Origin of the sequence: Rhizobium freirei PRF 81, assembly GCF_000359745.1 — a bacterium.
Classification (GTDB): Bacteria; Pseudomonadota; Alphaproteobacteria; order Rhizobiales; family Rhizobiaceae; genus Rhizobium; species Rhizobium freirei.
In genome coordinates this window covers 34,730-60,603 of record NZ_AQHN01000028.1, presented here as the reverse complement: position 1 = coordinate 60,603, position 25,874 = coordinate 34,730, and the positions used below count along the sequence as shown (strand labels likewise).

General features: G+C 57.0%; 25 protein-coding genes. 12 read left to right on the top strand and 13 right to left on the bottom strand.

Translation table 11 applies throughout. The annotated features are described in order from the left end of the window. Together RHSP_RS35380 and RHSP_RS07950 are read left to right on the top strand one after the other, a co-directional pair. Window positions 1–195, top strand: a 195-nt coding sequence (locus tag RHSP_RS35380) for a YqaA family protein (RefSeq protein ID WP_037150447.1), incomplete at its 5' end; no start/stop codon positions are given. A 94-nt stretch (window positions 196–289) separates the two neighbouring features. Continuing rightward, on the top strand, window positions 290–1,180 hold the full coding sequence (locus RHSP_RS07950; protein WP_004112445.1) for an MBL fold metallo-hydrolase: 891 nt from the start codon (window positions 290–292) through the stop codon (window positions 1,178–1,180). A gap of 458 nt (window positions 1,181–1,638) precedes the next feature. On the opposite strand, the gene rtcR is transcribed toward RHSP_RS07950, so the two are convergent. Then, complete coding sequence (gene rtcR, locus RHSP_RS07945; RefSeq protein ID WP_004112442.1) at window positions 1,639–3,243, bottom strand: RNA repair transcriptional activator RtcR; 1,605 nt, start codon at window positions 3,241–3,243, stop codon at window positions 1,639–1,641. 305 nt (window positions 3,244–3,548) lie between these two features. Between rtcR and RHSP_RS07940 the strand changes: the two genes are divergently transcribed. Continuing rightward, complete coding sequence (locus RHSP_RS07940) at window positions 3,549–4,955, top strand: RtcB family protein (RefSeq protein ID WP_037150424.1); 1,407 nt, start codon at window positions 3,549–3,551, stop codon at window positions 4,953–4,955. 139 nt (window positions 4,956–5,094) lie between these two features. Here the strand turns inward: RHSP_RS07940 and RHSP_RS07935 are convergent, their stop codons facing one another. Beyond that, complete coding sequence (locus RHSP_RS07935; protein ID WP_004112436.1) at window positions 5,095–5,556, bottom strand: DUF3885 domain-containing protein; 462 nt, start codon at window positions 5,554–5,556, stop codon at window positions 5,095–5,097. 545 nt (window positions 5,557–6,101) lie between these two features. Here RHSP_RS07935 and RHSP_RS07930 point away from each other — a divergent pair. Next, the gene (locus RHSP_RS07930) at window positions 6,102–6,722 is read left to right on the top strand and encodes a GGDEF domain-containing protein (RefSeq protein ID WP_240535381.1); all 621 of its coding nucleotides are present in this window, start codon (window positions 6,102–6,104) and stop codon (window positions 6,720–6,722) included. Window positions 6,723–7,324: 602 nt separating this feature from the next. On the opposite strand, the gene RHSP_RS07925 is transcribed toward RHSP_RS07930, so the two are convergent. From RHSP_RS07925 to RHSP_RS07890, 8 genes are all read right to left on the bottom strand, one after another. Further along, the gene (locus RHSP_RS07925; protein WP_004112430.1) at window positions 7,325–8,014 is read right to left on the bottom strand and encodes a DUF4405 domain-containing protein; all 690 of its coding nucleotides are present in this window, start codon (window positions 8,012–8,014) and stop codon (window positions 7,325–7,327) included. Between the two features lies 1 nt (window position 8,015). Next, window positions 8,016–8,492 carry a cytochrome P460 family protein gene (locus RHSP_RS07920; protein WP_004112429.1) on the bottom strand — a complete coding sequence of 159 codons (477 nt, stop codon included), beginning with the start codon at window positions 8,490–8,492 and terminating at the stop codon, window positions 8,016–8,018. Further along, window positions 8,489–8,989 (bottom strand): (R)-mandelonitrile lyase, encoded by a 501-nt coding sequence (locus tag RHSP_RS07915; RefSeq protein ID WP_004112427.1) that lies wholly within the window; start codon window positions 8,987–8,989, stop codon window positions 8,489–8,491. The genes RHSP_RS07920 and RHSP_RS07915 overlap by 4 nt, the downstream gene beginning before the upstream one ends. Then, a complete protein-coding gene (locus RHSP_RS07910) occupies window positions 8,986–9,402 on the bottom strand; it encodes a carboxymuconolactone decarboxylase family protein (protein ID WP_004112426.1) in 417 nt (138 codons plus the stop codon). Before RHSP_RS07910 ends, RHSP_RS07915 begins: the two co-directional genes overlap by 4 nt. Window positions 9,403–9,412: 10 nt before the next feature. Beyond that, window positions 9,413–10,423: an alpha/beta hydrolase gene (locus RHSP_RS07905; RefSeq protein WP_240535383.1), complete on the bottom strand. Its 1,011-nt coding sequence runs from the start codon at window positions 10,421–10,423 to the stop codon at window positions 9,413–9,415. A 344-nt stretch (window positions 10,424–10,767) separates the two neighbouring features. After that, window positions 10,768–11,295, bottom strand: coding sequence for a GNAT family N-acetyltransferase (locus tag RHSP_RS07900; protein WP_004112420.1), 528 nt, complete (start codon window positions 11,293–11,295; stop codon window positions 10,768–10,770). Between the two features lie 213 nt (window positions 11,296–11,508). Next, entirely contained in the window at window positions 11,509–12,585 is a 1,077-nt protein-coding gene (locus RHSP_RS07895) for an alpha/beta hydrolase (RefSeq protein WP_037150418.1), read from the bottom strand. Between the two features lie 127 nt (window positions 12,586–12,712). Next, entirely contained in the window at window positions 12,713–13,606 is an 894-nt protein-coding gene (locus RHSP_RS07890) for a LysR family transcriptional regulator (RefSeq protein ID WP_004112413.1), read from the bottom strand. A 282-nt stretch (window positions 13,607–13,888) separates the two neighbouring features. Here RHSP_RS07890 and RHSP_RS07885 point away from each other — a divergent pair, with 282 nt between their 5' ends. After that, complete coding sequence (locus tag RHSP_RS07885; protein WP_004112410.1) at window positions 13,889–14,746, top strand: aldo/keto reductase; 858 nt, start codon at window positions 13,889–13,891, stop codon at window positions 14,744–14,746. A 744-nt stretch (window positions 14,747–15,490) separates the two neighbouring features. Here the strand turns inward: RHSP_RS07885 and proC are convergent. Further along, entirely contained in the window at window positions 15,491–16,309 is an 819-nt protein-coding gene (gene proC / locus RHSP_RS07880) for a pyrroline-5-carboxylate reductase (RefSeq protein ID WP_004112408.1), read from the bottom strand. A gap of 1 nt (window position 16,310) precedes the next feature. Next, entirely contained in the window at window positions 16,311–17,555 is a 1,245-nt protein-coding gene (locus RHSP_RS07875) for a M20 metallopeptidase family protein (protein ID WP_004112405.1), read from the bottom strand. 430 nt (window positions 17,556–17,985) lie between these two features. On the opposite strand from RHSP_RS07875, the gene RHSP_RS07870 reads away from it, so the two are divergent. From RHSP_RS07870 to RHSP_RS36010, 6 genes are all read left to right on the top strand, one after another. Continuing rightward, window positions 17,986–18,876 carry a transporter substrate-binding domain-containing protein gene (locus tag RHSP_RS07870; protein ID WP_157385321.1) on the top strand — a complete coding sequence of 297 codons (891 nt, stop codon included), beginning with the start codon at window positions 17,986–17,988 and terminating at the stop codon, window positions 18,874–18,876. 41 nt (window positions 18,877–18,917) lie between these two features. After that, entirely contained in the window at window positions 18,918–19,583 is a 666-nt protein-coding gene (locus RHSP_RS07865; protein WP_004112399.1) for an amino acid ABC transporter permease, read from the top strand. Then, window positions 19,580–20,239 carry an ABC transporter permease subunit gene (locus RHSP_RS07860; RefSeq protein ID WP_004112396.1) on the top strand — a complete coding sequence of 220 codons (660 nt, stop codon included), beginning with the start codon at window positions 19,580–19,582 and terminating at the stop codon, window positions 20,237–20,239. Before RHSP_RS07865 ends, RHSP_RS07860 begins: the two co-directional genes overlap by 4 nt. After that, window positions 20,217–20,948 (top strand): amino acid ABC transporter ATP-binding protein, encoded by a 732-nt coding sequence (locus RHSP_RS07855; RefSeq protein WP_004112392.1) that lies wholly within the window; start codon window positions 20,217–20,219, stop codon window positions 20,946–20,948. The genes RHSP_RS07860 and RHSP_RS07855 overlap by 23 nt, the downstream gene beginning before the upstream one ends. A gap of 116 nt (window positions 20,949–21,064) precedes the next feature. Next, entirely contained in the window at window positions 21,065–22,105 is a 1,041-nt protein-coding gene (locus tag RHSP_RS07850) for a Glu/Leu/Phe/Val dehydrogenase dimerization domain-containing protein (RefSeq protein ID WP_037150414.1), read from the top strand. After that, on the top strand, window positions 22,102–22,467 hold the full coding sequence (locus RHSP_RS36010) for a nuclear transport factor 2 family protein (RefSeq protein ID WP_004112385.1): 366 nt from the start codon (window positions 22,102–22,104) through the stop codon (window positions 22,465–22,467). Before RHSP_RS07850 ends, RHSP_RS36010 begins: the two co-directional genes overlap by 4 nt. Before the next feature lie 495 nt (window positions 22,468–22,962). On the opposite strand, the gene lhpI is transcribed toward RHSP_RS36010, so the two are convergent. Beyond that, entirely contained in the window at window positions 22,963–24,687 is a 1,725-nt protein-coding gene (lhpI, locus tag RHSP_RS07840) for a cis-3-hydroxy-L-proline dehydratase (RefSeq protein WP_004112382.1), read from the bottom strand. Window positions 24,688–24,848: 161 nt separating this feature from the next. Here lhpI and RHSP_RS07835 point away from each other — a divergent pair, with 161 nt between their 5' ends. Next, window positions 24,849–25,787, top strand: a complete 939-nt coding sequence (locus RHSP_RS07835; RefSeq protein ID WP_004112378.1) for a LysR family transcriptional regulator — start codon at window positions 24,849–24,851, stop codon at window positions 25,785–25,787. Window positions 25,788–25,874 lie beyond the last annotated feature (87 nt).

Sequence of the window (25,874 nt, the reverse complement as noted above, 5' to 3'; positions counted from 1 at the left end):
GACCGCGCACGGGCATGGTACCGGAAATTCGGCAAATGGTCCTTGCTCGGGAGCTGGCTTCCAATCGTCGGAGATCCAATAACGGTCGTCGCTGGGGTATTGCGCGAACCCTTGCCGACATTCCTTCTGCTCGTGACGATTGCCAAGGTCGGGCGCTATATTGTCCTCGCCGCCGTAACGACGGGTCTGACATAATCTATCTGCAAGCGATTATCGACTAATCGAGGATTCACGGGCGAGATGGCCAGCAGGGCGCGTCTCGACGCAGCAGAGTAAACAGGAGCCGTTCATGACCACCCTCTCGCCGATCGTCAAAGCCTTTTGGGACAAGCCCACTGGAAGCTGGCAATATGTCTTCCACGATCCCGATACGATGAAGGGAGCGATCGTCGATCCGGTTCTAGGATATGACATGCTGGCCGCCGCGACCGATACCACGCGCGCCGACGAGATCCTCGACTATGTCGGGGAAACCGGGATCGAGATCGTCTGGATCCTCGACACCCACCCCCATGCCGACCATTTTTCCGCCGCGCCCTACCTGAAAGGCAAACTCGGCGCCCCGACCGCGATCGGCGAGCACGTCAAAAGGGTTCAGGCTCTCTGGCAGGGCATCTATAATCTCGGAGACGAGTTCACCGCCGATGGCTCCCAGTGGGACAGGTTGTTCAAGGACGGCGAGACCTTCGAGGTCGGCAATATCCTTGTCACCGTTTTCTTCTCGCCCGGCCACACGATGGCATCGATCACCTATGTGGCAGGCGACGCAGCCTTCGTCCACGATACGCTGATGATGCCGGACAGCGGTTCGAGCCGTGCGGACTTTCCAGGCGGCAACTCGCGCGAGCTTTATCGCAGCGTGCGCCGCATCCTCGAACTTCCCCCGCGGACCCGCATCTTCATCGGACATGACTATGCGCCACAGGGTCGTACGGCGATGTGCGAAGCCTCGGTCGAAGACCATATCACCTCGAACAAGCATTTCGCAGGACCTCCGCCGGAAGACGAGTTCGTCAAGGTTCGCGACGCCCGCGATGCGACTTTGCCTCTGCCAAAACTGATGCTGGCTGCCCTGCAGGTCAACATCCGGGGAGGAAGACTTCCGGAGCCAGAGAGTAATGGCCGGTCGTACCTGAAAATCCCGCTTGGCTATTTCGAGCCACGCAACTCTGACGGTTGACGCGCCACGACTATCCGCGGCGCAAGGCTACGCAACGATTTGTCTGTGGGCTCGTCCACAGCATCCCCGCTGGTGCGCGATGCGCGGGAGATTTCCTGGTTGCTGGGACTGCGCGCTCGCCACGATCAAATGCTTGAGAAAGCTTGGCTAAATTTGTCGGCGGGTGATCTTTCGCATGGGGTATCACCGATTGAAGGGCGCGAAGGCGGATTAAGCTGCACGCCATTGCGGAAGCTCATCGCGCGGCAACACCCACGCAGCGCCTGTGGTTTGAAAATATGTTCGATAGTTATCGCTTGCAGTTGTCGGAACAAAACGCACCGGCCTTCGCGGCGGGAATTTGGGCAAGCATCCCATCACAGTTACCTGCCCCGGATCTGCTTCAGAATCCCAATTTCCAAGTTCGGCCACTCACCACAGTGCTGCCAAACCCTTACCTGGCATCGGATGCGGGGCGGCTATCGCTTCCTGACGTCCTCAAACCGGAGATCGAAGCGCGCAAGATACTTCGTCAAACGATCTGCATCATTGCTGCTCTTCTTCTCTAATCGCGAGACCGCAAACAAGGCTCTGCCAGCAGAACTCGCCGTCGCATGCTCGCGGCAGCTATGAAGGACCATTGCAAGCTGCACTGCATCAAAGCGATCGAGACGAGCAGCAGCTTCTGCACCCAGCACATCCTCAAGGATCGGATCCGCTTTGCCCTCATCAATCGAACTGCGCCAGAACGCGTTTAGCCGTCGGACTTCGTCATCGACGACCTCGGTCGTGATGCGCCCATGTGGCGCGAGCGTCGCCATGCGTGTCACCGAGGCCGACAGATCGCGAAAATTGGCGCTCCAGACGGCTTGTGGGCCGGTTGTAAACGTCAGATAGCGTTCGCGCGCCTCCTTGTTGAAAGTGATGTTTTCGCCCTCCCTCTCCAGATAGCGCCTGAGTTCGAAGTCAAGGTTGGGTTCTATATCCTCCCTGCGCTCGCGTAGAGCCGGCAGTTGGAAAGTCCAGAGGTTGAGCCGGGCGTAGAGATCCTCGCGGAACCGTCCCTTGCGGACATCCTCGCCGAGATCGCGGTTGGTGCCCGCAAGGAGTTGAAAATCCGCCGATACCTCACGGTCGGCGCCGACGGGCAAAAATCTCTTTTCCTCGATCGCGCGCAGGCACATCGCCTGCTCGTCGGAACCGAGCTCGCCAATCTCATCAAGGAACAACACGCCCTTGTCCGCGGATTTGAGCAGACCAGCGCGCTCGCCGGCGGCACCGGTGAAGGCGCCCTTCACATGGTCGAACAGCGCCGACATGGCCTGATCGCCACGCAATGTCGCGCAATTGACTTCGACGAAAGGTCCGCTGATCTTTCGTTGGGCCTTCTTTAGCTCGTAAATGCGGCGGGCAAGCTGCGACTTGCCGGCTCCTGTCGGTCCGGTCAGCAGGACGGGTGCGGTCGATCGGATCACCACTCTTTCGATCTCGTCGATCATCCTGTAAAAAGCGGCATTGCGGGTCGATATGCCGGACTTCAAAAAGGAGGCTGCATCCTCCCGTTCCGACGCGAAACGCTTGGCGATCTCGTCGTAACGGGAAAGGTCCAGATCGATGATCCGGTGGGTGCCGGCGACATCCTGTTCGGCCTCCCGATCGCGTGGCGGTGAAAGCTGCAGCAGCCGGCCGGGAATGATGCGAGCTTCGGTTAGCAGGAACCAGCAGATCTGCGCCACATGCGTGCCAGTGGTTATGTTGACGAGATAGTCTTCCGTATCGGGGTCAAAGCTGTAGCCGCGGGCAAAGTCCCTGAGGTTTGTGTAGACCTCCGAGAAATCCCAGGGATCGCGGAAGTTGATGACATTGCTGCGCACCTCCGTCGCCGGCGAGATCGTTCCAATGTCCGTGACGATACGCTGGCTGAGAGGCTGCGCATGATTGTCGTGGATCAGCTCCAGTCGGTCGATGAAGAGGCCTGGTTGCTGGCAAAGCGCGACGGTTGGGCGCCACCGGCTCCAGCGATTGTCCCATTTCCCCGCATCCAGGGTCGTTCCCAATATGCTGATGGCAACGCTTCGCTTCATGGCTTATCCAAATTTATAATAGTCTATATGAAATAATAATATTCTCTGGTGGCCATGCGTCGCGACCGCAGACTTTGGTGGTGACGACTAAAATATTTCCGCAATTAAAACAGATAGATAATTGAATTCCTCATATTCCTGTCGCTCGCTCCATCAAACTGGCACGCCACTTGAACTGTATCTGGCACGAACCAGTCGAGAGCTAAACCATTACGGCCTCTTCCAAAGTTCGTCGCCCAAGCGGTGTGAAAGACCAGCAACTTAACAGAAGGACTGCAGACGCAGAAAAGACAATGACAACGGTAATGAGCGGACAGGATTTGATCGATGCCGGCATGAGCCAGGGAAAATGGTTTCGCCCGGCTCTCGACGCGGCCAACGCGGTTTTGAGCAAAGGCGGCTCGATGACGGAAGCGTTGGAAGCCGCAAAGGCTTTCCAGCCTGGGCCAACGCTCGCTTTGAGGGCGGATAACGATATCGAGATCTATTCGAACATCCGCGCCGAGAACGCTTTTGAGCAGAACAATGTCGAGAAGGTCAACGCGACGATGCGCGCGCTGGTGCGCACGCTGGTCGTCCGCTCCGCGGCAATCATGCCAGACGCCTGCCCGGCAGGTCCGGTCGGCACGATCCCGGTCGGCGGTGTCGTCGCTTCCGAAGCAATCCATCCCGGCATGCATTCGGCCGATATCTGCTGCTCGATGGCGATCTCGATCTTTCCAGGCGTCGATCCGAAGTCGCTGCTGGATGCAGTGCATACCGTGACGCATTTCGGTCCGGGCGGCCGTCCGCGCGGCGCGCAGTTCAAGCCTTCCGAGGCGACGCTATCGGCTTTTGAGCAGAACCCCTATCTGCGCGACGGAGCACTGAGCGCCGGCATCGAACACTTCGCGACCCAGGGCGACGGTAATCACTTCGCCTATGTCGGCACGATGAAGTCGACCGGCGAGACGGCGCTCGTCACCCATCATGGCTCGCGGGCGCCGGGCGCACGGCTCTACGATAAAGGCATGAAGGTCGCCAATCGGTTCCGCGAGCAGATCTCGCCCGAGACCCATCGCGAGAATGCCTGGATTCCGGCGGACACCGAGGAAGGCGATTTCTATTGGTCGGCGCTGCAGACGATCCGCCAGTGGACGAAGGAGAACCACTATGTCATTCACGACATGGCGGCGGAAAAGCTTTCGGCCAAGATCGCGGATCGCTTCTGGAACGAACACAATTTCGTTTTCCGGAAGTCGGACGGGCTCTTCTATCACGGAAAGGGCGCGACGCCTGCCTTCGACAACTGGGCACACGATGCAACCGATCTGACAATCATTCCGCTCAACATGGCGGAACCGGTGCTGATCGTTCGTGGTACGAATGCCGCTCATGGTCTCGGCTTCTCGCCACATGGTGCTGGCCGCAACGTCTCACGCAGCGCGCACATGCGGCAGCTGTCGGCGGAGTACGGGGCGGATTCGCGTGGGCTTAGCCCGAACAACATCACTGCAATCCTTGAGAAGGAGACGAGCGGCCTCGACGTTCGCTTCTTCTCCGGCTTCGCAGACCTGTCGGAACTGCCGAGCGCCTACAAGAGCGCTGCCAACGTGCGGGCACAGATCGACCATTATGGCCTCGCCGAAGTGGTCGACGAAGTGATCCCATATGGAAGCATCATGGCCGGTGACTGGCAGAAGGATGCCCCTTGGCGCAAAAAACGCCGGTAAGCATCGGGAAGGCGACAAGCTCGCCTTCCCTTTTCGCGATCAAGTTCGCCGCCAATCATGCATATGATCTTCCTCAGTGTGCGATTGCCACGGCGACCTGATATCGCTTGCGACATCAAGCCTGTTCATCTCCATCCCGCTAAAGTCCATCGGAGCCGTCTGATAACCACGCTGGAAATAGACCGCGCAACCGATCAACTTCGCCAATTCGATCCGAAAATACGTCAAAACCGCCTTCGTAGGGTGCAATCACATTTCCTTCGCGAGAAATCATCACGGCCTGCATGATTTCATCGCGCATGATCTTCAAGACCATTTGCTCAATCTTCAAACTACTGAACTTCTCGACGCTGCCATAGAGACCGAAAGTGACGCCCTCTTCCTCCTCTTCGTCAATGATATCGCTCTCCACTAATTTTGATCCAACGGAAGTCATGGAGCTGTAGCGATACCGTCCACTTTCTCCATTAAACTTGATGACGGGCACGAATACCGATACCAACAAATCCTTGGCTCCAAAGAGCGACGATCCGATAGCATCGAAGTATCTCTCTTCTTTCGGCCGGCCCTGTGATTGGACGATCCCCGCGTGGATGGGCATAGAACCTCACCCATCGAGATGCAAAGCGCAGCGTAGCTTCCAACCAAGTGGCGGGATCCCTGGGAAATAGCGATAGAAGGTCGATTCACGATCCCGGCACATGAGATCAAGCTGTTGATTGCTCAAGAAATCCCCTCCTCTTCACCGCACTCAACCATCGGGCTATTAAATTTCGCGAGGTTTTGACCCAAATTGTGATTTTACGCGATCCGTCCGAATGGATCCAATACCTTGAAAAGATTTATGGTTCGAAGCGGGGCTGGCTCGTGACGAAACGCAAAACCGGGTTGAAACTCAACGCAACTCAACAAACTGTGCAAAACAACAAATTTTACAGGATTTCTTAAGCCGGTTTTTTCGGGCGCCTGTTTAGCTGGCGCAGTATTAAGAACGGGTATGACTCCAATATGATTCTACAACAGAGACATCCCCCCGCCACCATTTTCAAAGCCCTGCGGAGGGCCACGCTCGGCGCGCTATGTGCCGTGGTCGGTTCCGTTGGTCTTTTGCTTATATTGAATCTGTTGATGCCGGATCGGCCATTTTTGGCCGGATTTGTCGGGGCAGCACTTATTGCCGCATTTGTGGCCTTTCCGCTGCTTTTTGCCTTGCAGCTCAACAACGGCGCCCTCCGCAAGATGCAGGAAAACGTCACCCAGGCGGCGCGCTACGACAGCGTGACGAAGACGCTGAACGGCACCGCCTTTGCCGCGGCCGTCGAGCACTTTATCGACCGGCGCAAGCATGCCGCCACCGATGCCGGCGGCATCGTCATCGCCGTCATCGTCGATACGCTCGACGACATCGGCCGCCGCTACGGGCCGCAATGGGCCGACACCGTGATGCAATCGCTTGCTTCGATCATCCAGTCCTCGGTTCGTCGTGACGATCTCGTGGCGCGGCTTGCGACCAACGAGCTCGACATCTTCCTGCCTGGCGCCACGGTCGAGGACGCCTGCGACATCGGCACCCGCATCCGCACGCGCGTCGCCGAAGCCACCTTCAGCGCCGACGGCGCGCCGCTTTCCGTCGGCATCCGCCTCGGCGGCACCTCCTTCGACGGCCCGGCCGACTTCAACCAACTCCGCCAGCTCGCCGACCAAATGGCCTTCGAGCGCGGCGACGAGAGCGACGACATCCCGATCAGCAGGCTGCCGGCCGCATGAGCCTGACGACCCCACCGCCGCGGCAGCGGCGGCCTAGGCCCAAACGGCGAGACCCGTCCTTGATGCGGCGTCAAAGCCGGCTGGGGTCTCGGTTGGCCTTCTGGATCCGCCAAGGCTGATCAGGCCTCGAGGGATGAGATGTCGGTGTGGGCTCTTGTTAAACAGCCTTCATGACGGAAACCTCGATTTCAACGCCCGCCGTCACGTATTTCCACATCGCGACGAGCAGCTTTCCCGGCAAGGGCAACGATGGTTGTTTCGCAAGGCGCCTCTGGTTGCCCCTTACGCCAATCGAGATTGTCGCACGTGCGATCTGGCTCTATTTTGCCGGCGCGCCTTCCAATAGCCCATCGAAAACTTGCAGAAGTGTATCGGTGATCGCCTGGCCAAGTGCGTTGCCGGCTACCCATGCTCTTGAACCAACTCGAACCGCCGACCTGTCGCTTTCGGAGCATCGAGCTACGTCTTCATTGACAATTAACGAGAATATCTACCTGACGCAGACCCGCCGCGATCTCATTGAGATCGCCTGCGCGATCGACCAAGGAACTCGCAATGCAAACATCGCCCCCGGACGGTACTTGCGGTGGCTGAGACGATGCCTAGCTGGATCTGGAGACAGCGGCGGTTTTGCGCGATCTCATCAACGCCAGTGAATAGTGCGTGATTGCGGCGTACAGGCAGACGATCGAGCCGTAGTTGAGGAAGAACCCAAGGGCAGACTCGTTGAAGTCCCACATGTCGAGCGTGTGGGTCAGCATCAGCTTGGAGCCGAAACCCATCTCGATGGTACTGTGGACGCCCCATGCGGCGGCGGCGAACGTGAGGAGGCGAAGTGCGACCGACCGAAAGACGTTCGGCCGTTCGATGAAGAAGACGCCGCGAAACACGTTGATCACTACGAACCACCGGGTGCCGAGGTGCATCGCGAGGATCATGAGCAACCAGTAGGCCGCGAACATGTGGACTTCACGGACTGCGAACGCTCCATCCAACGATAGGAATGGGAACAGATCGCGCGAGATCAGCGCGCTGCTGACCAGCATGATCGTCATTGCCGCAGCAAGGCATGCTATAGTGGCGATGTTCAATAGTTTCGGGCCATCCTTCGGGCTCGTCGAAACTTTCGCGTACCACCGCCTGTTGAAGACGTTGTGGACGATCACGAGCGTAAAGAGGGCGGTGCCGAACAGTTCATGCGACAGATTGCCTAGCCACCAGTAGGCGAGGCACAGCACGACCAAGGCAAAACTCGCGAAATCGAGGATGAGGCGGATCAGCAGCGTCTTCATCTCACTCGAACTCGAAACGCCGGATGTCGTTGAAAGTGTAGAGGAACTCACGGTCGGCCCGAGAGCTGTGGCAGCTCTGGCACCGGGCGGTATTCTCGGCCGTGTTGATCGTTCCGTCCGGTTTGAACCATTGGAAATGCCAGTCACCAGTGCGACGGTTCTCGTCGTAGTCCACCCCCCATCCGGCACCCTTCTCCATGATGAAATAGCGGTAGATTTGTCCTTCGCGGTAGTCGACGAGCGCGAAATGCGTGCCGTTCGGGACAGGCTTGCCTGCCTTCACCGCCTCGATCGCCTCCCTCGTCGTCATAATGTGTTCGGTGACCTCGCCACGCGTCACCGTGGTGTAGTGAACGAGCTTGCTGATATCAGGCATCGTGGCCTTGGTTGGCTCGGCATCCACCTGCCAGCCGACCATGACGATGGCACATGCGATGGCGGCGAGGACGGATAAACGATTTGAGCGAGCGTGTATCATTGCTGACCTTTTGCTTCCTGAGAGGAGTATTGAGCGTCGGTGACCTGCTCCAGCCAATCGACTGATTTGCCCTCGACAGACTCGGAGAAGGCGATGTGCGACATTCCGTTTTGGGGAGATGCCCCGTGCCAGTGCTTCACGCCGGGCGGGATCCATACTGTGTCACCGGACCGGATCTCCTGAAGCGGTCCTCCCCACATCTGCACTAGACCCACGCCGCTGGTTACGATCAGGGTCTGACCGAGAGGGTGGCTATGCCAGGCGGTTCGCGCGCCAGGTTCGAAAGTGACAGTCGCGCCGCCCACCGTCGCGGGCGCCGTCGCCTTGAAACTGTCTTCAACCCGCACAGATCCGGTAAATCTGTCCGGAGCTCCGACGATCGCAGGCTGCGATCCGGCGTGAGCAATGGTGATCGCTTCGCTTGCCAACGGGGACGAAGTCGACACCAACGCGACCGCGGCCACTGCGGAAGCCATTGTCATCTTCTTGTCGGTCATTCAGCGAAGACCTCCTTGGCAATCGCCACCGACGATACGGCGCTCGGCCATCCGGAATAGAACGCCATCTGCGTGATGGTCTCGACGATCTCATCCCTGGTGAGGCCATTCTGCAGGCCGAGGCGGATATGTGATTTGAGCTGATCGGGACGGTTCAGCGCGATCAGGGCCGAAATGGTCACCAGACTCCGATCCCGCTTGGACAGACCGGGTCGCTCCCAGATGTCCTTGTAGAGGACGTCATCGGTCAGTTCGGCTAGTTTCGGGGCCGTGTCACCCATCAGTTGCTGGGCGCGAGAGGTCATTGGACTTTCCTTTGGTTGATTGACAGGCCGGGCGCAGACGACACCAGGAAGCGTCGCCAACACTATGCCGACGGTCAGAAACGCGTTCAGGAACAGGTGGCGCGTCATCGCTTCCTCCTCAAACCAGCGTCCGGTCGAAGAACGGTGCGAGCTTGCCGAGCGCCGCATCCACGTATTCGGGAACCCAGTAGGTCTCGATATGCTTCGCACCCTCGATCTTGAATAGTTCCTTGTCCTTGGTGCCCGTGGCCTTGGAGAGCGCATCCTCTGTCATGTAGAAGGTGTCGGCATCGCTGCCTGCAATCATCAGAAGCGGGACATCGATAAGGCCGATCTCGTCCGTTGCGTCCCAGCGCATCAGGTCCATCAGGCTGCTCATCGTATACTTGAACGTCGAGCCCGGGTGCGCGTGGGTGCGCCAATAGTAGTGATAACCTTGGCGATAGAGATCGAATGGAAGCGCGTCGATCTGCGCGTCGGTCAGATTGGCGTCGCCGGCATAGAGCACTTCGCCCCCCGCGGCTTCCTGCGCGCGGGCGGCGGAGGCCTGTTGCAGGCGCTTCTGGATCGTCTCCATTTGGGAGTCCTTGAAGCCGTCGCGACGGACGCGCCCGGAGTTGAACATGCTAAGGGTTGCGATCGCCTTGAAGCGCTTGTCGGTCTTCGCCGCGGAAAGCGAGTAGCCACCGCCGCCGCAGATGCCGAAGAGACCAAGGCGCGCGGTGTCCACCCCAGGGAAGTTGCTGATGAAATCCGCCATCCCGTGGATGTCCTCGATGCGGTGCTGAGGCTTGTCGATGCTGCGCGGCGCGCCGCCGCTTCCACCTTGGTAGGCGGCGTCTGCGGTGATTGTGATGAAACCCTTTTCCGCAAGCCGCTGCGCATAGAGGCCCGTCGTCTGCTCCTTCACGCCACCGTTAGGATGGGCCAGCACGATTGTTGGATATTTCTTGCTCGGATCGTAGCCGGCAGGTGTATAGACGTTTGCGACGATATCGAGGTTATTGAGCTTGTAGGTCACCGGGTGGATGTTCACCCTGCCCGGCTCGTTCTTGGTGATGGCCCCGTCGTAGACCAGCGTGAACGGGTTCTGCTTGTAGTCGGCTGCCGCAGCTTCGGTCGTGGTCATTGCTCGAACTCCTATGATGGCGCCTGAGACGATCAGCGCTGTCGCACCCAGAAACTCGCGTCTCTTGCTGTCGATGACTTCGGTCATATCCGGCTCCTGAAGGTGGGTGTTTGACGTGTTCGGAAAGAAGATAGCTCGTCACACTGCCGGCGATTAGACGGCGCGCGGCACTAGACCCTATTAGAAGGCCTTATTAATCACGATCACTTGATAAGCTGTGATGGAATAAAATCATCGCTCGTCCCAGGAAGCCGCAGGCCTTCCTAGCGCGCATGCTCGCGGAGGGAACGCAGAGGAATTAGTATGTTAGGCCTCGGCCAGACATGGTTAGACCGTCTTGATCCTTATGAGGATTCCGATTGCCCAGAATCCACGGCCTCGCAATCTTTCGTCATCTCGATCATGGTAGCTCGGAAGCCCATTCGTTCGAACAGCGATCGAGCACCTTCGTTTTTGTAGGCGGTCGACAGAATAATCCGCGGTGCGCCCTTTCTGGAAAGTGTCGAGATGGCGCGCTCCAGCAATCCTCTGCCGACGCCTTCCCTCCGCCTGTCTGGATTGACGAAGATGTCGTGAATCACGGCCGCCGGACCTCGGAGTGTCATATAGTCGGCGCCTTCGAGCGCAGCGTAAACATATCCGATTACGAAGCCCCGATCCTCGGCTACGAGGACTACGACGTCGTCGAGGGCAACTTGGCTCGAAAGCCATTGGGCGTACTTTTCGGGTGTGCTTGGCCCGGCGGAAATGAAGCGTTCCTGATCCCACTCGCTGTGGAGCGACATCAGCGATGCGCCATAGTGTCCCAGGACCGCAGCGTCGGTTCGCACAGCGGGTCTGATGATGATGGAATTGAGATGCTGCTCAGACATGTTGGTACCCTGAAGTAAGCGCCGAAGGCAGGGCGATGGTTCGTCGAGCCTTCATAACATGATCGCCGGGTGATCGTTCGAAATGGGATCAAAGTTGATTCTGTGCCTGATGACGTGATCGATGAGGCATACCGGGCAGTTGTGCAGGTTACCCTGTTACGCAAGCAGAGTCTTTCAACGGAGGCAAAGTTCGGGAAGAGAGGCCTCAATCGATCAATCGAGCTTCTTTTCCGCCAAGAACTTCGTGATTTGGTCAGCGATTTCGAGGTTGTTCAAGTCCGACATCAGGAAATGGGTACCTCCCTTGATGCCGATGTCCGGCAGATGGATCAGGGTCGCATCGCCACCGTGCTTGTTGACCGTATCGACCCAGAGCTTTGCCATCGCGAGACGGACACGCCAATTGTCCTGGCCGCGTTCGGTGGTCGGCTCCGTCGGAAAGTTGTCGCCGTAGTAGATGACGATCGGAAGCTTGGTCAGCTTCTCGAAATCGGCGGCGGGTACGGCCTCGCCCTTGAGAGTTCCAGCCGCACTCGGCATGTCTGCCGGCACCTCACCTTCCGAAAAAATGAAGCCACTGCCGGGCTCCAGCGCGACGATGCCCTTGACGTTGGGATTCTTGATTGCGGTTAGCCAGCCCGGGCCACCCGCCTGCGAATGAGTGAACAGGATGCCGGGACCGGTCTTGTCGAACAATGCCGACATCGCATCGGAGATAACATTGGCATCGTACGGGCCGGTGTTAGGCGTGACCGAGCGGAGGAACTGGTCGAGCGCTGCGGGATCACGGGAAAACTGAGCGTTAGCGAAGTAGTTCGGCCATTTACCGATGCGGAACTGATCAAAGAAAAGCTGATCATAGGGTGTCGGCTCGATCGTCGTTGCAACTGTGCTGTTCCCCGCACGGCCGCGGCGCGGCTGGTCAACGAGATAGACCGGGTATCCGCGGCGAAGGAAGATGTTCTGGAAACCCTCGCGACCGTCGGGTGTCGTCTCCCAGCTTCGGGCCGACTGATAGGCTCCGTGCAGCATCACGATCGGCAGCACCTTGGGGTTCTGCGGCACCTGATAGAAGATGTAGGCGTGGTCGCCATGCAGGGTCTGTCCTGCTGCCGTGGGAGCGTTGTTGTCGTAGGTTCCCGGCGTACTCGATACCGTGCCCCCGACAGCGAAGCTTCCTTGCTCCTGGATTGTCAAAGGCTCCTGCTTCAGAGCGGTCTGGGCACCTGCCACGCCCGATGAGAGAAGCAGTACGGAAAGCGAGAGGGCGGATAGGGTTCTGGCGAACATGTTCGGTACCTGCCTTGAAACATTGAGCTGGCAGGAGATTACCTGAGCATCATTCAGATGATTAGGAACGCATTTCCGATTGAAGATATAAGCGTACCTTATCAATCGCATCTTTTATTGATGCCGCTCACCCTCTGTACCGAAGGGCGTCCACGACGAGCTGGAATGCAGGGGAAGCGTGGCGGCGGTTGGGGTAGTAGAGGTGATATCCGGGGAACGGTGCACACCAGTCTTCGAGAACCCGTATCAGGTTGCCTTTGGCGATATCCTCCGCGACAAGGTCATCGGGCATATACGCAAGGCCGAGACCGCGCCGGACCGCATCAAGACGCATCGCGATGTTGTTGAATACCATCTGCCCTTCGACGCGCACGTTCAATTCATGACCATCCTTTTCAAACTCCCATTGCAGGATGTTGCCATGCGTCGGCATGCGCATCTGAATGCAGTTGTGGGCCGTGAGATCCTGAGGGACTTCGGGCCAAGGATGCTGGCGGAAGTAGGACGGAGCGCCAACGACAGCCATGCGCATCTCTGGTCCGATCTTGACCGCGATCATGTCCTTGGCGAGTTGCTCGCCGAGCCGGACGCCCGCATCGTAGCGCTCTGCAACGATATCGGTCAGGCCGTAGTCGACGGTGATCTCTACATTGACTTCAGGATTGTCCGGCAGGAACTTTTCGAGAGAGGGTGCAAGGACCGAGATCGCGGCGTGCTCGCCCGCCGTGATCCTGACCGTCCCTGCTGGCTTGTCGCGCATCTCGCTGAGAGCCGCCAACTCAGCCTGAATTTCCTCAAAGCGCGGCCCAGCCGTCTGGAGAAGACGTTCGCCCGCTGCCGTCGGAGACACACGGCGGGTTGTTCTCGTCAGCAGACGCAGGCCTAGCCGCTCTTCCAGTCCCCGGACGGTCTGGCTAAGCGCGGACTGCGAAACTCCGAGCTTCATTGCCGCGCGCGTAAAACTCTCCTCGCGGGCGACTGTCACGAAGGCGACCAGATCGTTGAAGTTCTCCTGCGGCATTCATTAGGCATCCTTATAACTTCATCCCGATTACTGCCCCTAATCGACAGGGTGAGCAAGAGCTATCTTTCCGTCATCGCAACGCCGCTTGCCGTGGAGGACGGTCCAAGCCAGCCAAGTCAACGGGATTGCAATGCCTGACAAAAACACACCCACCGCGCCACCGAACAAGACCGCGATCCTCGCGATCATCCTGATCGGCTACCCCGCACATCGTCAGGCGCGTGTCGGAAAGTAAACATGACGGGCCGCAGGCTTTCGCTTCAGACAAAGGATGTTAAGATGACCACGACCATACCCACCGTCGCCCTGAACAACGGCGTTGAGATGCCGATCCTTGGATTCGGCGTGTTCCAGGTTCCCGATCCCGCAGAGTGCGAGCGCAGCGTCCGCGACGCGATTGATGTAGGTTATCGTCTTCTCGATACCGCCACCTCGTATGGCAACGAAGAGGCCGTAGGCAACGCGATCCGCAACCACGGAATTGATCGGAGTGATCTCTTTGTAACCACGAAGCTCTGGATTGAGGACGCGACATACGACGGAGCCAAGGCCGCATTCGAACGCTCCTTGAACAAGCTGCAGCTCGACAGGCTCGATCTCTGGCTCATCCACCAGCCATACGGCGATGTGTACGGTGCGTGGCGGGCGATGGAAGAGCTGTACAAGGCGGGCCGCGTCCGCGCGATTGGTGTAAGCAACTTCTATCCCGACCGTTTGCTGGACTTCGTGCTTCACAACGAGATCGTTCCCGCAGTCAATCAGATCGAAATCCATCCGTTTCATCACCAGGACGACGCACAGAAGCTGCTTCAGGAGTACAACGTTCAACCCGAAGCATGGGGTCCTTTTGCGGAAGGAAAGAACGGGCTGTTCACCAACGAGCTTTTGCAGTCGATCGGCAAGAAGCATGGAAAGAGCATCGCACAGGTTGTGCTCCGGTGGCTGATCCAACGCAGCATCGTCGCCATTCCAAAATCCGTGCGCAAGAAGCGGATGGCCGAGAACTTCTCGGTGTTCGACTTTGAGCTGGACCAAGAGGATGTCGCAGCGATCGGGTCGCTTGACCAGAAAGCCAGCAGCTTCTTCGATCATCGCGATCCCGCGATGGTGAAGTGGCTTGAGACGCGTAAGCTCTGATAAAGGTGGTCCGAATGCTGGTCGCGATGTTTCCTCGACCGACGCGGCCGAGGAGGCGACGAGCAGTCGCCTCTCATGCTCTGGCAGCCGGACTTAGAGATCGTTTTCGCTCGGCGATTTAGCTGACATGTTTACCGTCGTCCGCATGGAACGATCCAACTAGGATCGGAATCTTTGACTGTCTTAGTTCTTGCTGCATGTTCCGATCCGAACCTGAACTCTGTGCTGTCGATCCACATACGATGGAGCAAAACAGCAATTTTGCGGCAGCAGCAACGACGGCTCGCCGCCGCTTGGTCTTCGTCAGGTACACACCCCGTGCTTTCAAGCTACTCCGGGCAATCGATCGCATAAGTGGATCGACGTCAAATGCAAATAGGGGTCAGAGTGTCGTGAAACTCCACACGCTTGGCTTGTTAAGTTCTTCATCACGCGCTTCTGAGTGGATTGATACCACATCCAGGCCAAAACAGCCGGTATTGATCGTGTCGGATAAACACATTCCCGTATTCCGAATAGCATGATTTTCGCGGGTCTATGGATCACCCAGGCAGAAACGGGGCCATGAAATGCTTCAATACTGCCGGCCATCGCGAGATGGTGATTGGGGTAAGTTTGATATGAGATTCAGCGAATTCGTGAAAGAGCGCTCTGATCGTCAGACCACAGAGCGCTCTTTTTCGAGTAGATCGGGAGGCCTATTGCTCGCATGGCGGCTTTCAACGTTAACGCGCAGGCCTGAAGTCAGTTGCCAAGCTCACGCGCTCGCATGTGCGCAGCTTTGACGGTTTGCGAAATCAATCTTGCGAGAGCGTTCTCATTCTCAAGCACGGAGAGGCCGGCTTGCGTTGTCCCTTTCGGACTGGCAACCGCCACCTTCAGTTCAGTGGCAGATCTGCGGGTCGCTGCAAAAAGCTTCGCCGAGCCCAAGAGCATTTGTCGGACAAGCCTGTCGGCGACTTCTGGTTCCAGTCCTTCTTCAACCGCCGCGTCGATGAGATTTTCCGCGATCGCGAAGACGTAGCCAGGGCCGCTGCCGGATATGGCTGTTGCTTTATCAACATCAGCCTCTCTAGACAGCCACTCCACGTTTCCAATGCACTCCAAGAGTTCGGTGGCCAGCACTCGGTCTTCCTCGGAAATGAAATGCGGTTCCGCAAAACAAACCGTCATTGCGTCACCGATTTCGGCAGCAAGGTTTGGCATCGTTCGCACGACACGATCGCTCTCGAATTTCTGCCGGAGCGCCGTGGTCTTCAGACCAGCCATAATGGAAATCGTTAGGGCGTGCCTCGTGAGTGGCACAATCTCATCAGCTGCCTGGGCAAACATTTGCGGTTTGATTGCCAGAACCACGATGTCAAACCGCTCTGCCTTCACGTCATCCAAACTTTGACACAGCATGACCCGATCGGGACGCTTGAGAAGTGAACGGGCGCGATCCACCGTCGGATCCACGCCGACAATCTCCGCCTTGGGATGCTGCGCAATAATTCCATTGATGATTGCTGCTCCCATATTGCCACAGCCAACGAAGAGCAGTCGCGAGGATGCCAGGGTCATATTAGTTTCCTTTCGAATTTGGGTGGGTGCCGGATTTTGTGAAAAGGTTGGCGATCCTCTCGAACATCGCCACACCGAGTGGAACGAGATCATCGTTGAAATCGAAGTGTGGTGCGTGCAGCTGCGGAGAATTCTCGCCCGCTCCGAGCCAAAAATAAGCTGAGGGCCAATGCGCGGCAAAATATGCGAAGTCGTCTGCACCCATTGAGGGCTGAAGATCAGTCACTAAATCGACAATGCCAGATAGTTCGGAAGCCGCCTGCCTGGCAATTGCCGCGCACATCCGATCGTTACGCGTCGCAGGGCACCCTGCAACGATCTCGGCGGTCACTTCTGTGCCGTGAACTGCTGCAATTTGCTTCGATTTCTTCATGATCCAATCCCAGGCTTCTGCCCTCGCCGCGTTGTTCATGCAGCGCGCGGTACCCCGAAGCTCGGCCCGCGATGGAATTGTCACGTTGCCGCCCGCCGCAATGAAGTCGGTTACGCTGATGACAGCTTGTTGCGATGTGAGGCGCCGCCTTAGGAAGGTTTGGTGCAATAGATCTGCGATAGAACAGGCGGACAGGACCACATCGCTTCCCTGGTGCGGCAGCGCCGGGTGTGACGGCGATCCAGTTATCTCCAGCTTGAAGCGGTCAGACGAGGCCATTAACGCCCCATCTGGCGCAAAAACTGATCCAACGGGCATTCCCGGCATGTTATGCAGGCCATACATGCCATCAAGAAGCAGATCCCCAAGAGCCTGGTCCGCCAGCATATCGCGAGCGCCGGTTCCGCTTTCTTCGGCGGGCTGGAAGACAACGACCAGATTGCAGCGCGGCCGATTTAGAGAGGCAAGCTCCGCAAAGCCAAGAAGTATTGCCGTGTGCCCGTCATGGCCGCAAGCGTGCATAATGCCTGGCATTCGCGATCTGTGAGTGCACCCGGATGTTTCATCGATCGGAAGCGCGTCGATATCCGCCCGAAATCCCAGCATTGGCCGGTCCGAAGCGTGATCAAGGACGCCGACGACACCCCATCCCCCTACGTTCTCATGCACCTTGTAGCCCCATTGTCGCAGCAGATGTGCGATAAGAACGGCGGTACATTCCTCTTTTCCGCCAAGTTCGGGGTGCGCGTGCAGCCATTTCCGAACACTGACTGCTCGTGAGATCACCGACTGCGCTTCAAACAAGTGCCCGCCATACCCGGCCAGGGAACGAAGAGACTTCCCGCTTATCTTATCCACTTCTCGCGTCTTCATTTCAGTCTGCCTGCTCGGTTGGTATGCTTTCGATGATCCGCGAGACGTTGGCAATGGAGTGTACGAAACCGCTACGTTCACACCAATGCAAAGTTCAGCCCCACGCTCACGAAGTGAATATCGAAGACTTCGAGTTGTCTGAGCGGCTATTTTTATGAAATGGGCTGGACAAAATCCAATTCAATGCCGAGCAGATATGATGCAGATTTGATATACCTTACCGAACAAATGCACGTGCTGGCTGACGGTCATCGCCTCCAAGGCGCATCTCCAATCCATGTCATGAGTGCTTCCGGGCGTTCGCATGGTCCGATCTGGAAGCGAAGGCGCGGGCGCTACCATGAGCTTATCTTGGTTCGGCGGGCCATAACATCACATCCATCGGCCATACAGCTACATAAAGGCTATATCAAAAACGCATGATGTGCCCTTGGTTTTTTATTTGCCCTCCGTGTCCCGCTGTTATCAAGTGAAGTCGCAGGTAAAACCAAATTTAAACCTGAGGGAACTCGAACTACGGGAGGTCGCTTCTATGTTGAGGCGTGTTTTTCTGACACTGGGACTTGGAACTGCAGCGTTGGCTCTGACTGGAAGTCTTGCCTTGGCTGGCACACTCGAGAATATCAAGGCCAGGCAAAAGCTCGTTGTGGCTGTCTTGCAAGATTATCCGCCCTACGGCTCCATGGGCCCGGATATGAAGCCCACCGGGATAGATATCGACGTCGCGACCCAAATAGCCAAACATCTCCGCGTCGGCCTGGAACTGGTGCCCGTAACCGGCGCAAATCGCATTCCGTTCATGCAGACCGGTAAGGTAGACATCATTATTGCCTGTCTCGGCAAGACTGCTGAACGTGAAAAGATCGTCACCTACTCCAACCCATATATCGGCGAATACAACAGCGTTTTTGGCGAAGAAAGCGCTGCCATTTCAAGGCCGACCGACCTGGTAGGCCATTCGATCGGGGCAAGCCGCGGAGGCACGGAAGATCTGGAGGTGTCGAAGATCGCACCGGCTGGTGCGGACATTCAGCGCTTCGAAGACACGGCTTCCACGCTTTCGGCCTATGCGACCGGCCAGGTTGACTTGGTCGCCACCGGCACCGCGACGGCCCACGCATTCAACGAGAAGTCGCCACGCAAGCTATTCGTGAAAATCAAGATGGCCACCGAGCCGGCCTATGTCGGCGTACCGAAAGGCGATGATGAAATGAAAAACGTCATCAACCAGACCATTGCGGCACTTGCGAAAGACGGCACGCTTGCGGAGATCGCCAAGAAGTATCTTGGGGACGCGTCTGCGGTCGATATCGCCAACTAACCGGGGAGGTGCCGCACCCTCCGAGGTGCGGCACGCAGTTCATGCAATTAGATTTCTCTTGGATATCACAGTACGAGGACGCGATCGTAAGCGGCATCCTTGTCACGATACGCTTGACCGCCATTGGCGGAGGTATCGGCTTTCTGTTGGGCGTTATGACCGCGTGGGCACGGCTGTATGGCGGCGACGCGCTGCGCACAATCGTCGTCGCATATGTAGAAGTGATCCGGAATACTCCATTTCTTGTGCAGCTTCTGTTCATTTTCTTCGGCTTGCCAGCCTTGGGGCTCAGACTGTCGGCCGAAATCTCCGGAATCATCGCGCTCATCGTAAATACGGGTGCTTATATGGGCGAGATCCTTCGTGGTGGAATAGAAGCGACCCCGAAGGGCCAATTTGAGGCTGCATCAAGCCTCGCTCTGAGCAGGCTTCAAACATTTCGCCACGTTATCCTGTTCCCGTCCGTTCAACGCGTCTGGCCCGCATTGGTCGCGCAGTTTGTGCTCGACATGTTCCAAACATCCGTGGTCTCGCAGATCGCCGTGCAGGAGTTGACATTTGTCGCCAGCTTTATCCAGTCGCGAAACTTTCGAGCCTTTGAAACCTACATCTTCATGGCTGGAACATATCTCGTGATGGCCTTCATCTTGCGGCGCTTATTATTGATCGCTGGACACTACGTGCTCCGCGCGGGGGCGGTAAAATGATTGCGTTCTCCTTCTTCGAAATCCTATGGACGCTGATCATTGCAACGCGGTGGACGATTGTTCTATCCGCAATCGCCCTCATTGGCGGTGGCATCCTTGGCGGGCTGCTCCTCGTTCTGCGACTGGCAGCGGCAACGCTCCTAAATTACATGGTTGCCAGCGTGATTGTCTGTGTGCAAGGCACTCCTTTGATCATCCAGCTATTTCTGATGTTCTTCGGAGTTGCCGCCTTAGGTTTCAACGTAAGTGCCTGGGTCGCAGCCACGCTGACGCTTATCATTTGGACAGGCGCCTTCCTTGGCGACATCTGGCGTGGCTGCGTTGAAGCTGTTGCCCGCGGTCAATGGGAAGCTTCGGCCAGCCTGGGAATGGGATGGTTGCAACAATTGCGCCACGTCATTTTCCCACAGGCTATACGCATTGCCATTCCTGCGACGGTGGGTTTTTCGGTTCAGGTGATCAAAGCCACCGCACTGACTTCGATCATCGGATTTATAGATCTCACGCGCACCGCATCCTTCGTGGCGAACGCCACCTACAAGCCGCTTCTCACCTACGGGCTGGTTGCAATCATCTACTTCTTATTGTGTTGGCCGCTTTCGCTTTCGGCAGCACACCTGTCGAGGAAGCTCAATGTCGCTAATAGAACTTCGTAACATCGAAAAGAGCTTCGGAGACTTCAAGGTCATCCGCGGTGTGGATCTGGATGTCGACAAGGGAGAGGTCATTTCGATCATTGGCCAAAGTGGTTCAGGAAAAACGACTTTGCTGCGATGCATCAACGGCCTTGAGACCATCAATGCCGGCTCGATCAAGGTCTCTGGCGTCGAGTTGTCACGAGAACCCAAACAGCTGCGCGCGTTGCGTCTGGAAGTGGGGATGATCTTCCAGCAGTTCAATCTCTTTCCCCACCTGACCGCCGGGGAAAATGTTGCTCTTGCTCAGATAGTTGTGCTTGGCCGCCCAAAGATGGAAGCGCACGAGATCGCAAAGCGAAATCTCGCGCGCGTCGGCCTCTTGGAGAAACTCGATAAATATCCGCATCAACTTTCAGGTGGGCAGCAACAACGTGTTGCGATTGCTCGTGCGCTCGCCATGTCACCGAAAGCGCTCCTTTGTGATGAAATCACCTCGGCGCTCGATCCTGAGCTCGTGGGTGAGGTTCTGGCGGTTGTTCGGTCGCTGGCATCGGAAGGCATGACCCTTATGATGGTCACGCACGAAATGGAATTCGCAAGACGGATATGCGATCGCGTCGTCTATATGCGCAACGGTATCGTTCACGAGATCGGTACCTCAAGCGAGATCTTTGAGACCCCGCAGACGCCCGAACTTAAGCAGTTCCTGAGTGCAATGAAGCACTAGCGGACCGATCCGACCCAGGCTTCCTGCAAATGTCTCACAATCGACGCTGCAGGACACGACGTAGCCCTCACTCCTGCAGGCTTTTCAGGGCGACGCAACAAGTTAGGAAGAACCTCATGTTTATCAGTCATCCCGCGTTCGATCAGCACAAGCTCGTGACTGCTCGCTATGATCGAGCTTCCAAGTTGAATGCCATAATCGCCGTACATAATGACAATCGCGGCCCCGCGATTGGCGGCTGCCGGATCTATCCTTACGGTAGCAGTGAGGATGCGCTTCGGGATGTTTTGCGGCTTTCACGCGGGATGAGCTATAAAACGGCGATAGCAGACATCCCATACGGAGGAGGGAAAGCGGTTATAATCGCCGATCCGGAGCGCGAAAAGAGCCCGGCTCTGCTTCAGGCAATGGGGGAATTCGTCGAGAGCCTAGCCGGCCTTTACATTACCTCGTTCGACTCGGGCACAACACTGGATGACGTTCGGACTATCGCCACTGCCACCTCGTTTGCCGCTGGAATATCGGAGGAAGCGTTCGATGCTTCGGAGTCCACCGCTGATGGCGTTTTCGCCTGCCTGAAAGCTGCGGCAGCACACGGCCTTGGTACCGATAAGCTTTCGGGTGTTACCGTCGCTGTCCAAGGAGTCGGAAGCGTAGGACGACGGCTCGTCCGGCGGCTCCATGAAGCCGGCGCACGAATTATCCTGAGCGATATCAATCGCACGAGTGCTGAGCAAGTGGCGGCCGAGTATCATTGCGAAATTGCTGAGCCCGGTGAAATCCACCGAGTTGAAGCCGACATTTTCTCACCTAATGCGCTCGGGGGTGGACTTAATTCTCGCACCATTCCCGAAATCAGGGCCAGAACCGTCGTTGGTGGAGCAAACAATCAGTTGGAGACGAGCGCCGACGACCTTGCCTTGAAACACTATGGAATTCTCTATTGCCCAGACTATCTCGCGAATGCCGGAGGGATCATCAATCTGCACTATCAGCTTTCAAACTGGGACCAGGACGCGCTCGGAAAACACATAGATCGCCTGGCAGAGACCTTCATGGAAATCATGGAAAGGGCAAAAACTTTGCGGCTTCCCAACGGGGAGGTTGCCGATCGGATCGCTGAAGAGAGATTTAGTGCTCTTGGAGCTGGACGATGAATTGTGTTGCGCTCGTTCGAGAATATTATCGCCGCATCGATGCATGCGATATAGACTGGGTCACAAGACTTTTTGATGCGAGGGCGGCATACTCTCGCGCCGACGCCACGTACATCGGCCGCAATGCCATTGCGCTCTTCTTCGGTGAACAGCGAAAGATCCGGGGCCGGCATCAAATCGAGCGAGTCATCATGGGGACGCTAGGCAATGTCGTTACGGCAGTCGGCCGATTTCATGGAGTTGGTCACCAGGGTGATCGCCGCGACGTTGGTTTCGTTGACATATGGACATTCAACACAAGCGGACTGGTGACCAGGCGGCAGACTTATTTGGCACGTGGGAACGAGTACGTGCGTGAGTGATCGGCAGCGTATTCGGGTTTTCGCCCCAATGATTGTTTAATTCCAAGCTTCATGTCTTAAGCGTGGAAATGATCGGGAGTCCGAGATCCGCTCGTCTTGAGGCGCTAATCCGTCGCGTGGTGGCCCGCCAACGCCAAGAGGGTGTCGCGTCTTAAGCGAGAAACCTATTTGCAAAGCTGGTTCCGCGATCTCGCAGGTAGACGTCAACGTCATTCGTCTCGCAGCTTTAGATCGAGTTGGCAGAGCGGATCCAATTCCGGCCGGCACCGTCGTGGCCCGCTAGCTGGGCACGGCGTCGGCCCACAGTTGGACATCAGGTCGCATTTTCGACAAGGCTTACCGCGGGTTCCGGATTTTGATCGAGCCGCCCCGAGCCATTTCCTCTCGCTCAAAGGGGCGGACAATGCTGGCATACCCGATTTCTCGGGCGGCGCACGGCGAGCTTTGTCGTCAGGCAGAAACAGGGAGCCGGGGTGAATTGGGTTGCTCGTCTCATTATGCCGTCATAAGCCACGTCGGCAGGCGAGCCACAACCGAGCCTGTCAAAGCCGCCTCGACGCAATCCACAAGAGTTCCCAACCGCACAGAACAGCCCGAGAGGCCCGGCCCATAATGCGCATATTTGCCCGAGTTTGTAAGAACCACCTTTGCATGTTCAGGAAACACCGGACGGGAGATTGTGCACCAGCATAGATCGCCAAGAACATTCACTCCGCTCGCTCGCAGTTTGTCCAGGATTCCGTCCGCCTCTGCATTGGCAATTACGTCACGTCCAGCGGTAATGATGACTGATACGTCTTTGGCTACTCTGTGCTCACCCAGGAGATCGGCAACCACCCTGCACTCTTGAAGCGACGCGTGAGGGCTGCCAATGGCAACGAGATCAATGCCTGCCGGTCCGTCGTTCAACATCCGCCAACCCTCTTCTAGGCTCTCGCGTGTGATTAGGACTTCGTCCGCAAATGGGTCCACGCTCCCGGCCTCCGGGGTGATGCCTTCGATATGAAGAAGAGCCGCCGCGGACGTGGTTCCGAATGCGGCGCACAGCGCTTTAAGATCATCCAAGGTTGGCCGCGTCTTTGCCAAGCCCCGGATCAACGGTACGCGATCGGGCGAGGCCAGACCGGCAAGGTATCCGATCAGCGGCCATAAAGACGCGTCCGAATTATCCGGAAGTTTCACGGCGACTACCCTGTGCGCAACCCGACCTTCATCAAGAAAGGCCCCAGCGAAGGGTGCGCGCCCCGTAACCGCAATGCAGAAATCCAGAAAATCTGGATGCTTTGCCGTGCGCGCGCCGAGTATGGAGTTCGCGAAAATGACGGCGTTCGATTCCGACCATCCAATCATTTCACCAAATTTGGGCGGCTCTGGAAGTGAATAGGGAGCGCATGTAAATGAAGTCCGGCAACCCATCTGAACATATGTTCTCGCGAGCTCCTCCGCAGCCTCGCCGAAGCCGGGCGGCACGCCTTGCCGGCGCCAGTTGTCGTAATCGACGGAAATCGCGTTCATCGTTGTTGGCACACGAACAGATGCGCCGAGTTCCTCCATTCTCTTCGCGAAAAGAAGATTTGCCCTCCCGGCATAGATGCAGCCATCGATATGGGCGCGCGTTACGTCCACAAGCGCCTTCGCACCTTGCTGATTGGCCATGCTGCAGATGATGCGCATGGCGATTTTTGCGGCAACCCCCTCCTCGTCACCCAGCAATCGGAGGTCATTCGTCGTGAGGATCAATTCCTCGTGCGACAGCTCGATCAGCGGAATCTGAATACGACCACCGTCTGCCGTTATGCTATTCGCTGTGATCGCAGCCTCTTTCGCGGACGCCAACAATTCGAAGGTCGCTCGCGAAAGTCGAATAACCGGCATGTTACAGCCGAATAACTCCTGGGCTACGATTGCTCCCAGTGTCAAAGTATCTTCAGGGCCAGGGAAGACCAAGGCGGCTGGCCCCTTACCAGAAAGTGCGAGATCCAAGAGGACGCCCGAGCCCGAGCACGATCCGCGGCTGCCCGGCATTAGCAGAACCGCTCCGCCGATAGCGGTGCCGTGCGAAGAATGATGGACGTCGATAACTGCCCCCGTTCTTGGGTCTACGCCTCCCCAAAAGCTCAAGGGTTCCTTCATGACAACAACAGCGCCAGCGGCCGTTCCTGAGACGACAGCGATCCCTGGATCATTGCGAGAAGAGGTGTTCATTTTCCTGCCTACCATATCAGAGATTGCTTACTCGGCGGCATAAACAGATCAGGCATCGGTTGACCAATCTGGAGAGGCCCTGAACCACGATGACCTTGCCGCGCTTTAAGAACAGTTGACAGCTGGAGCTTGATCCCTGCAAATACAAACTCTGCCCTGAACTATACAAAATTGGTATGGATGGCTCCGAAACCATGGATCTAAATCTAAGAATGGTCGAATGTTTCAAAGCCGTGATGGCAGCTGGAACCGTCACCGAAGCGGCCGAGATGCTCTATACTTCCCAACCCGCGGTCAGCAGATCGATCAAGCAGTTGGAGTCGTCGGTCGGCGCGAAACTATTTGACCGAAAGCGAGGCAGGCTCGTTCCCACAGCTTATGCATTTGCGCTCTCGGAAGAAGTCAACAAGGTATTTAAGGGTCTCGACCATTTGCGCCGGGCAGCTGCGAGCCTCAAGGATTTCCAGAACGGCAATATCAGCATCGTGTGTGCGCCAGCATTCTCGCAGGGCTTTATTGCCGACGTGGCGGCAGCCTTCGTGAAAAAGCATGGGGATGTCAGCCTGACGATCGATACCCAGCTTTCTTGGAGGATTGACGAGCTTCTCAACGACCAGAAGTTTGATCTCGGAATTGCCGCATACGACATGAGCTCGCTGGGCGCAGACTACGAGACGTTTTGCTCCCCTCGCGAGGTCTGCGTGATGACCTCCGATCACCCCCTGGCCAAGCATGCTCTCATCAAGCCTGAAGACCTGGAAGGCGTCAGTTCGATTTTCATGGGAAACGTCGATCCTTATCGTAAAAGGTTGGATCGTGTATTCGACAACGCCGATATTCGCAGGCGCCTTGTTGTAGAGACAGCAAACACCGCGGCGGCCTGTGCGATGGCTGTGCGCGGTTGCGGTGTCGCGATCGTAAATCCCCTGACCGCACTGGACTATGTGAATTCAGGGTTGGTCATGCGGCGTTTCTCCCATGGGGAGCCATTTTACTCAACCCTCCTGCGGGCCAGACACCGACCAACCTCACCGATTATCGATTTGTTTGTCGCCCAACTCAAATCTGTTCGGGACGACTATCTTGCGCGTAGCGAGGTGCTATTAAGCGCCTAAGCCTATATCAGTCACGCATAGAGTGGCCTTGATTTTTGATTGGATCGCGACTGGCGTTCTATTTAGCGTTGGTTCCTGAAGACGCTC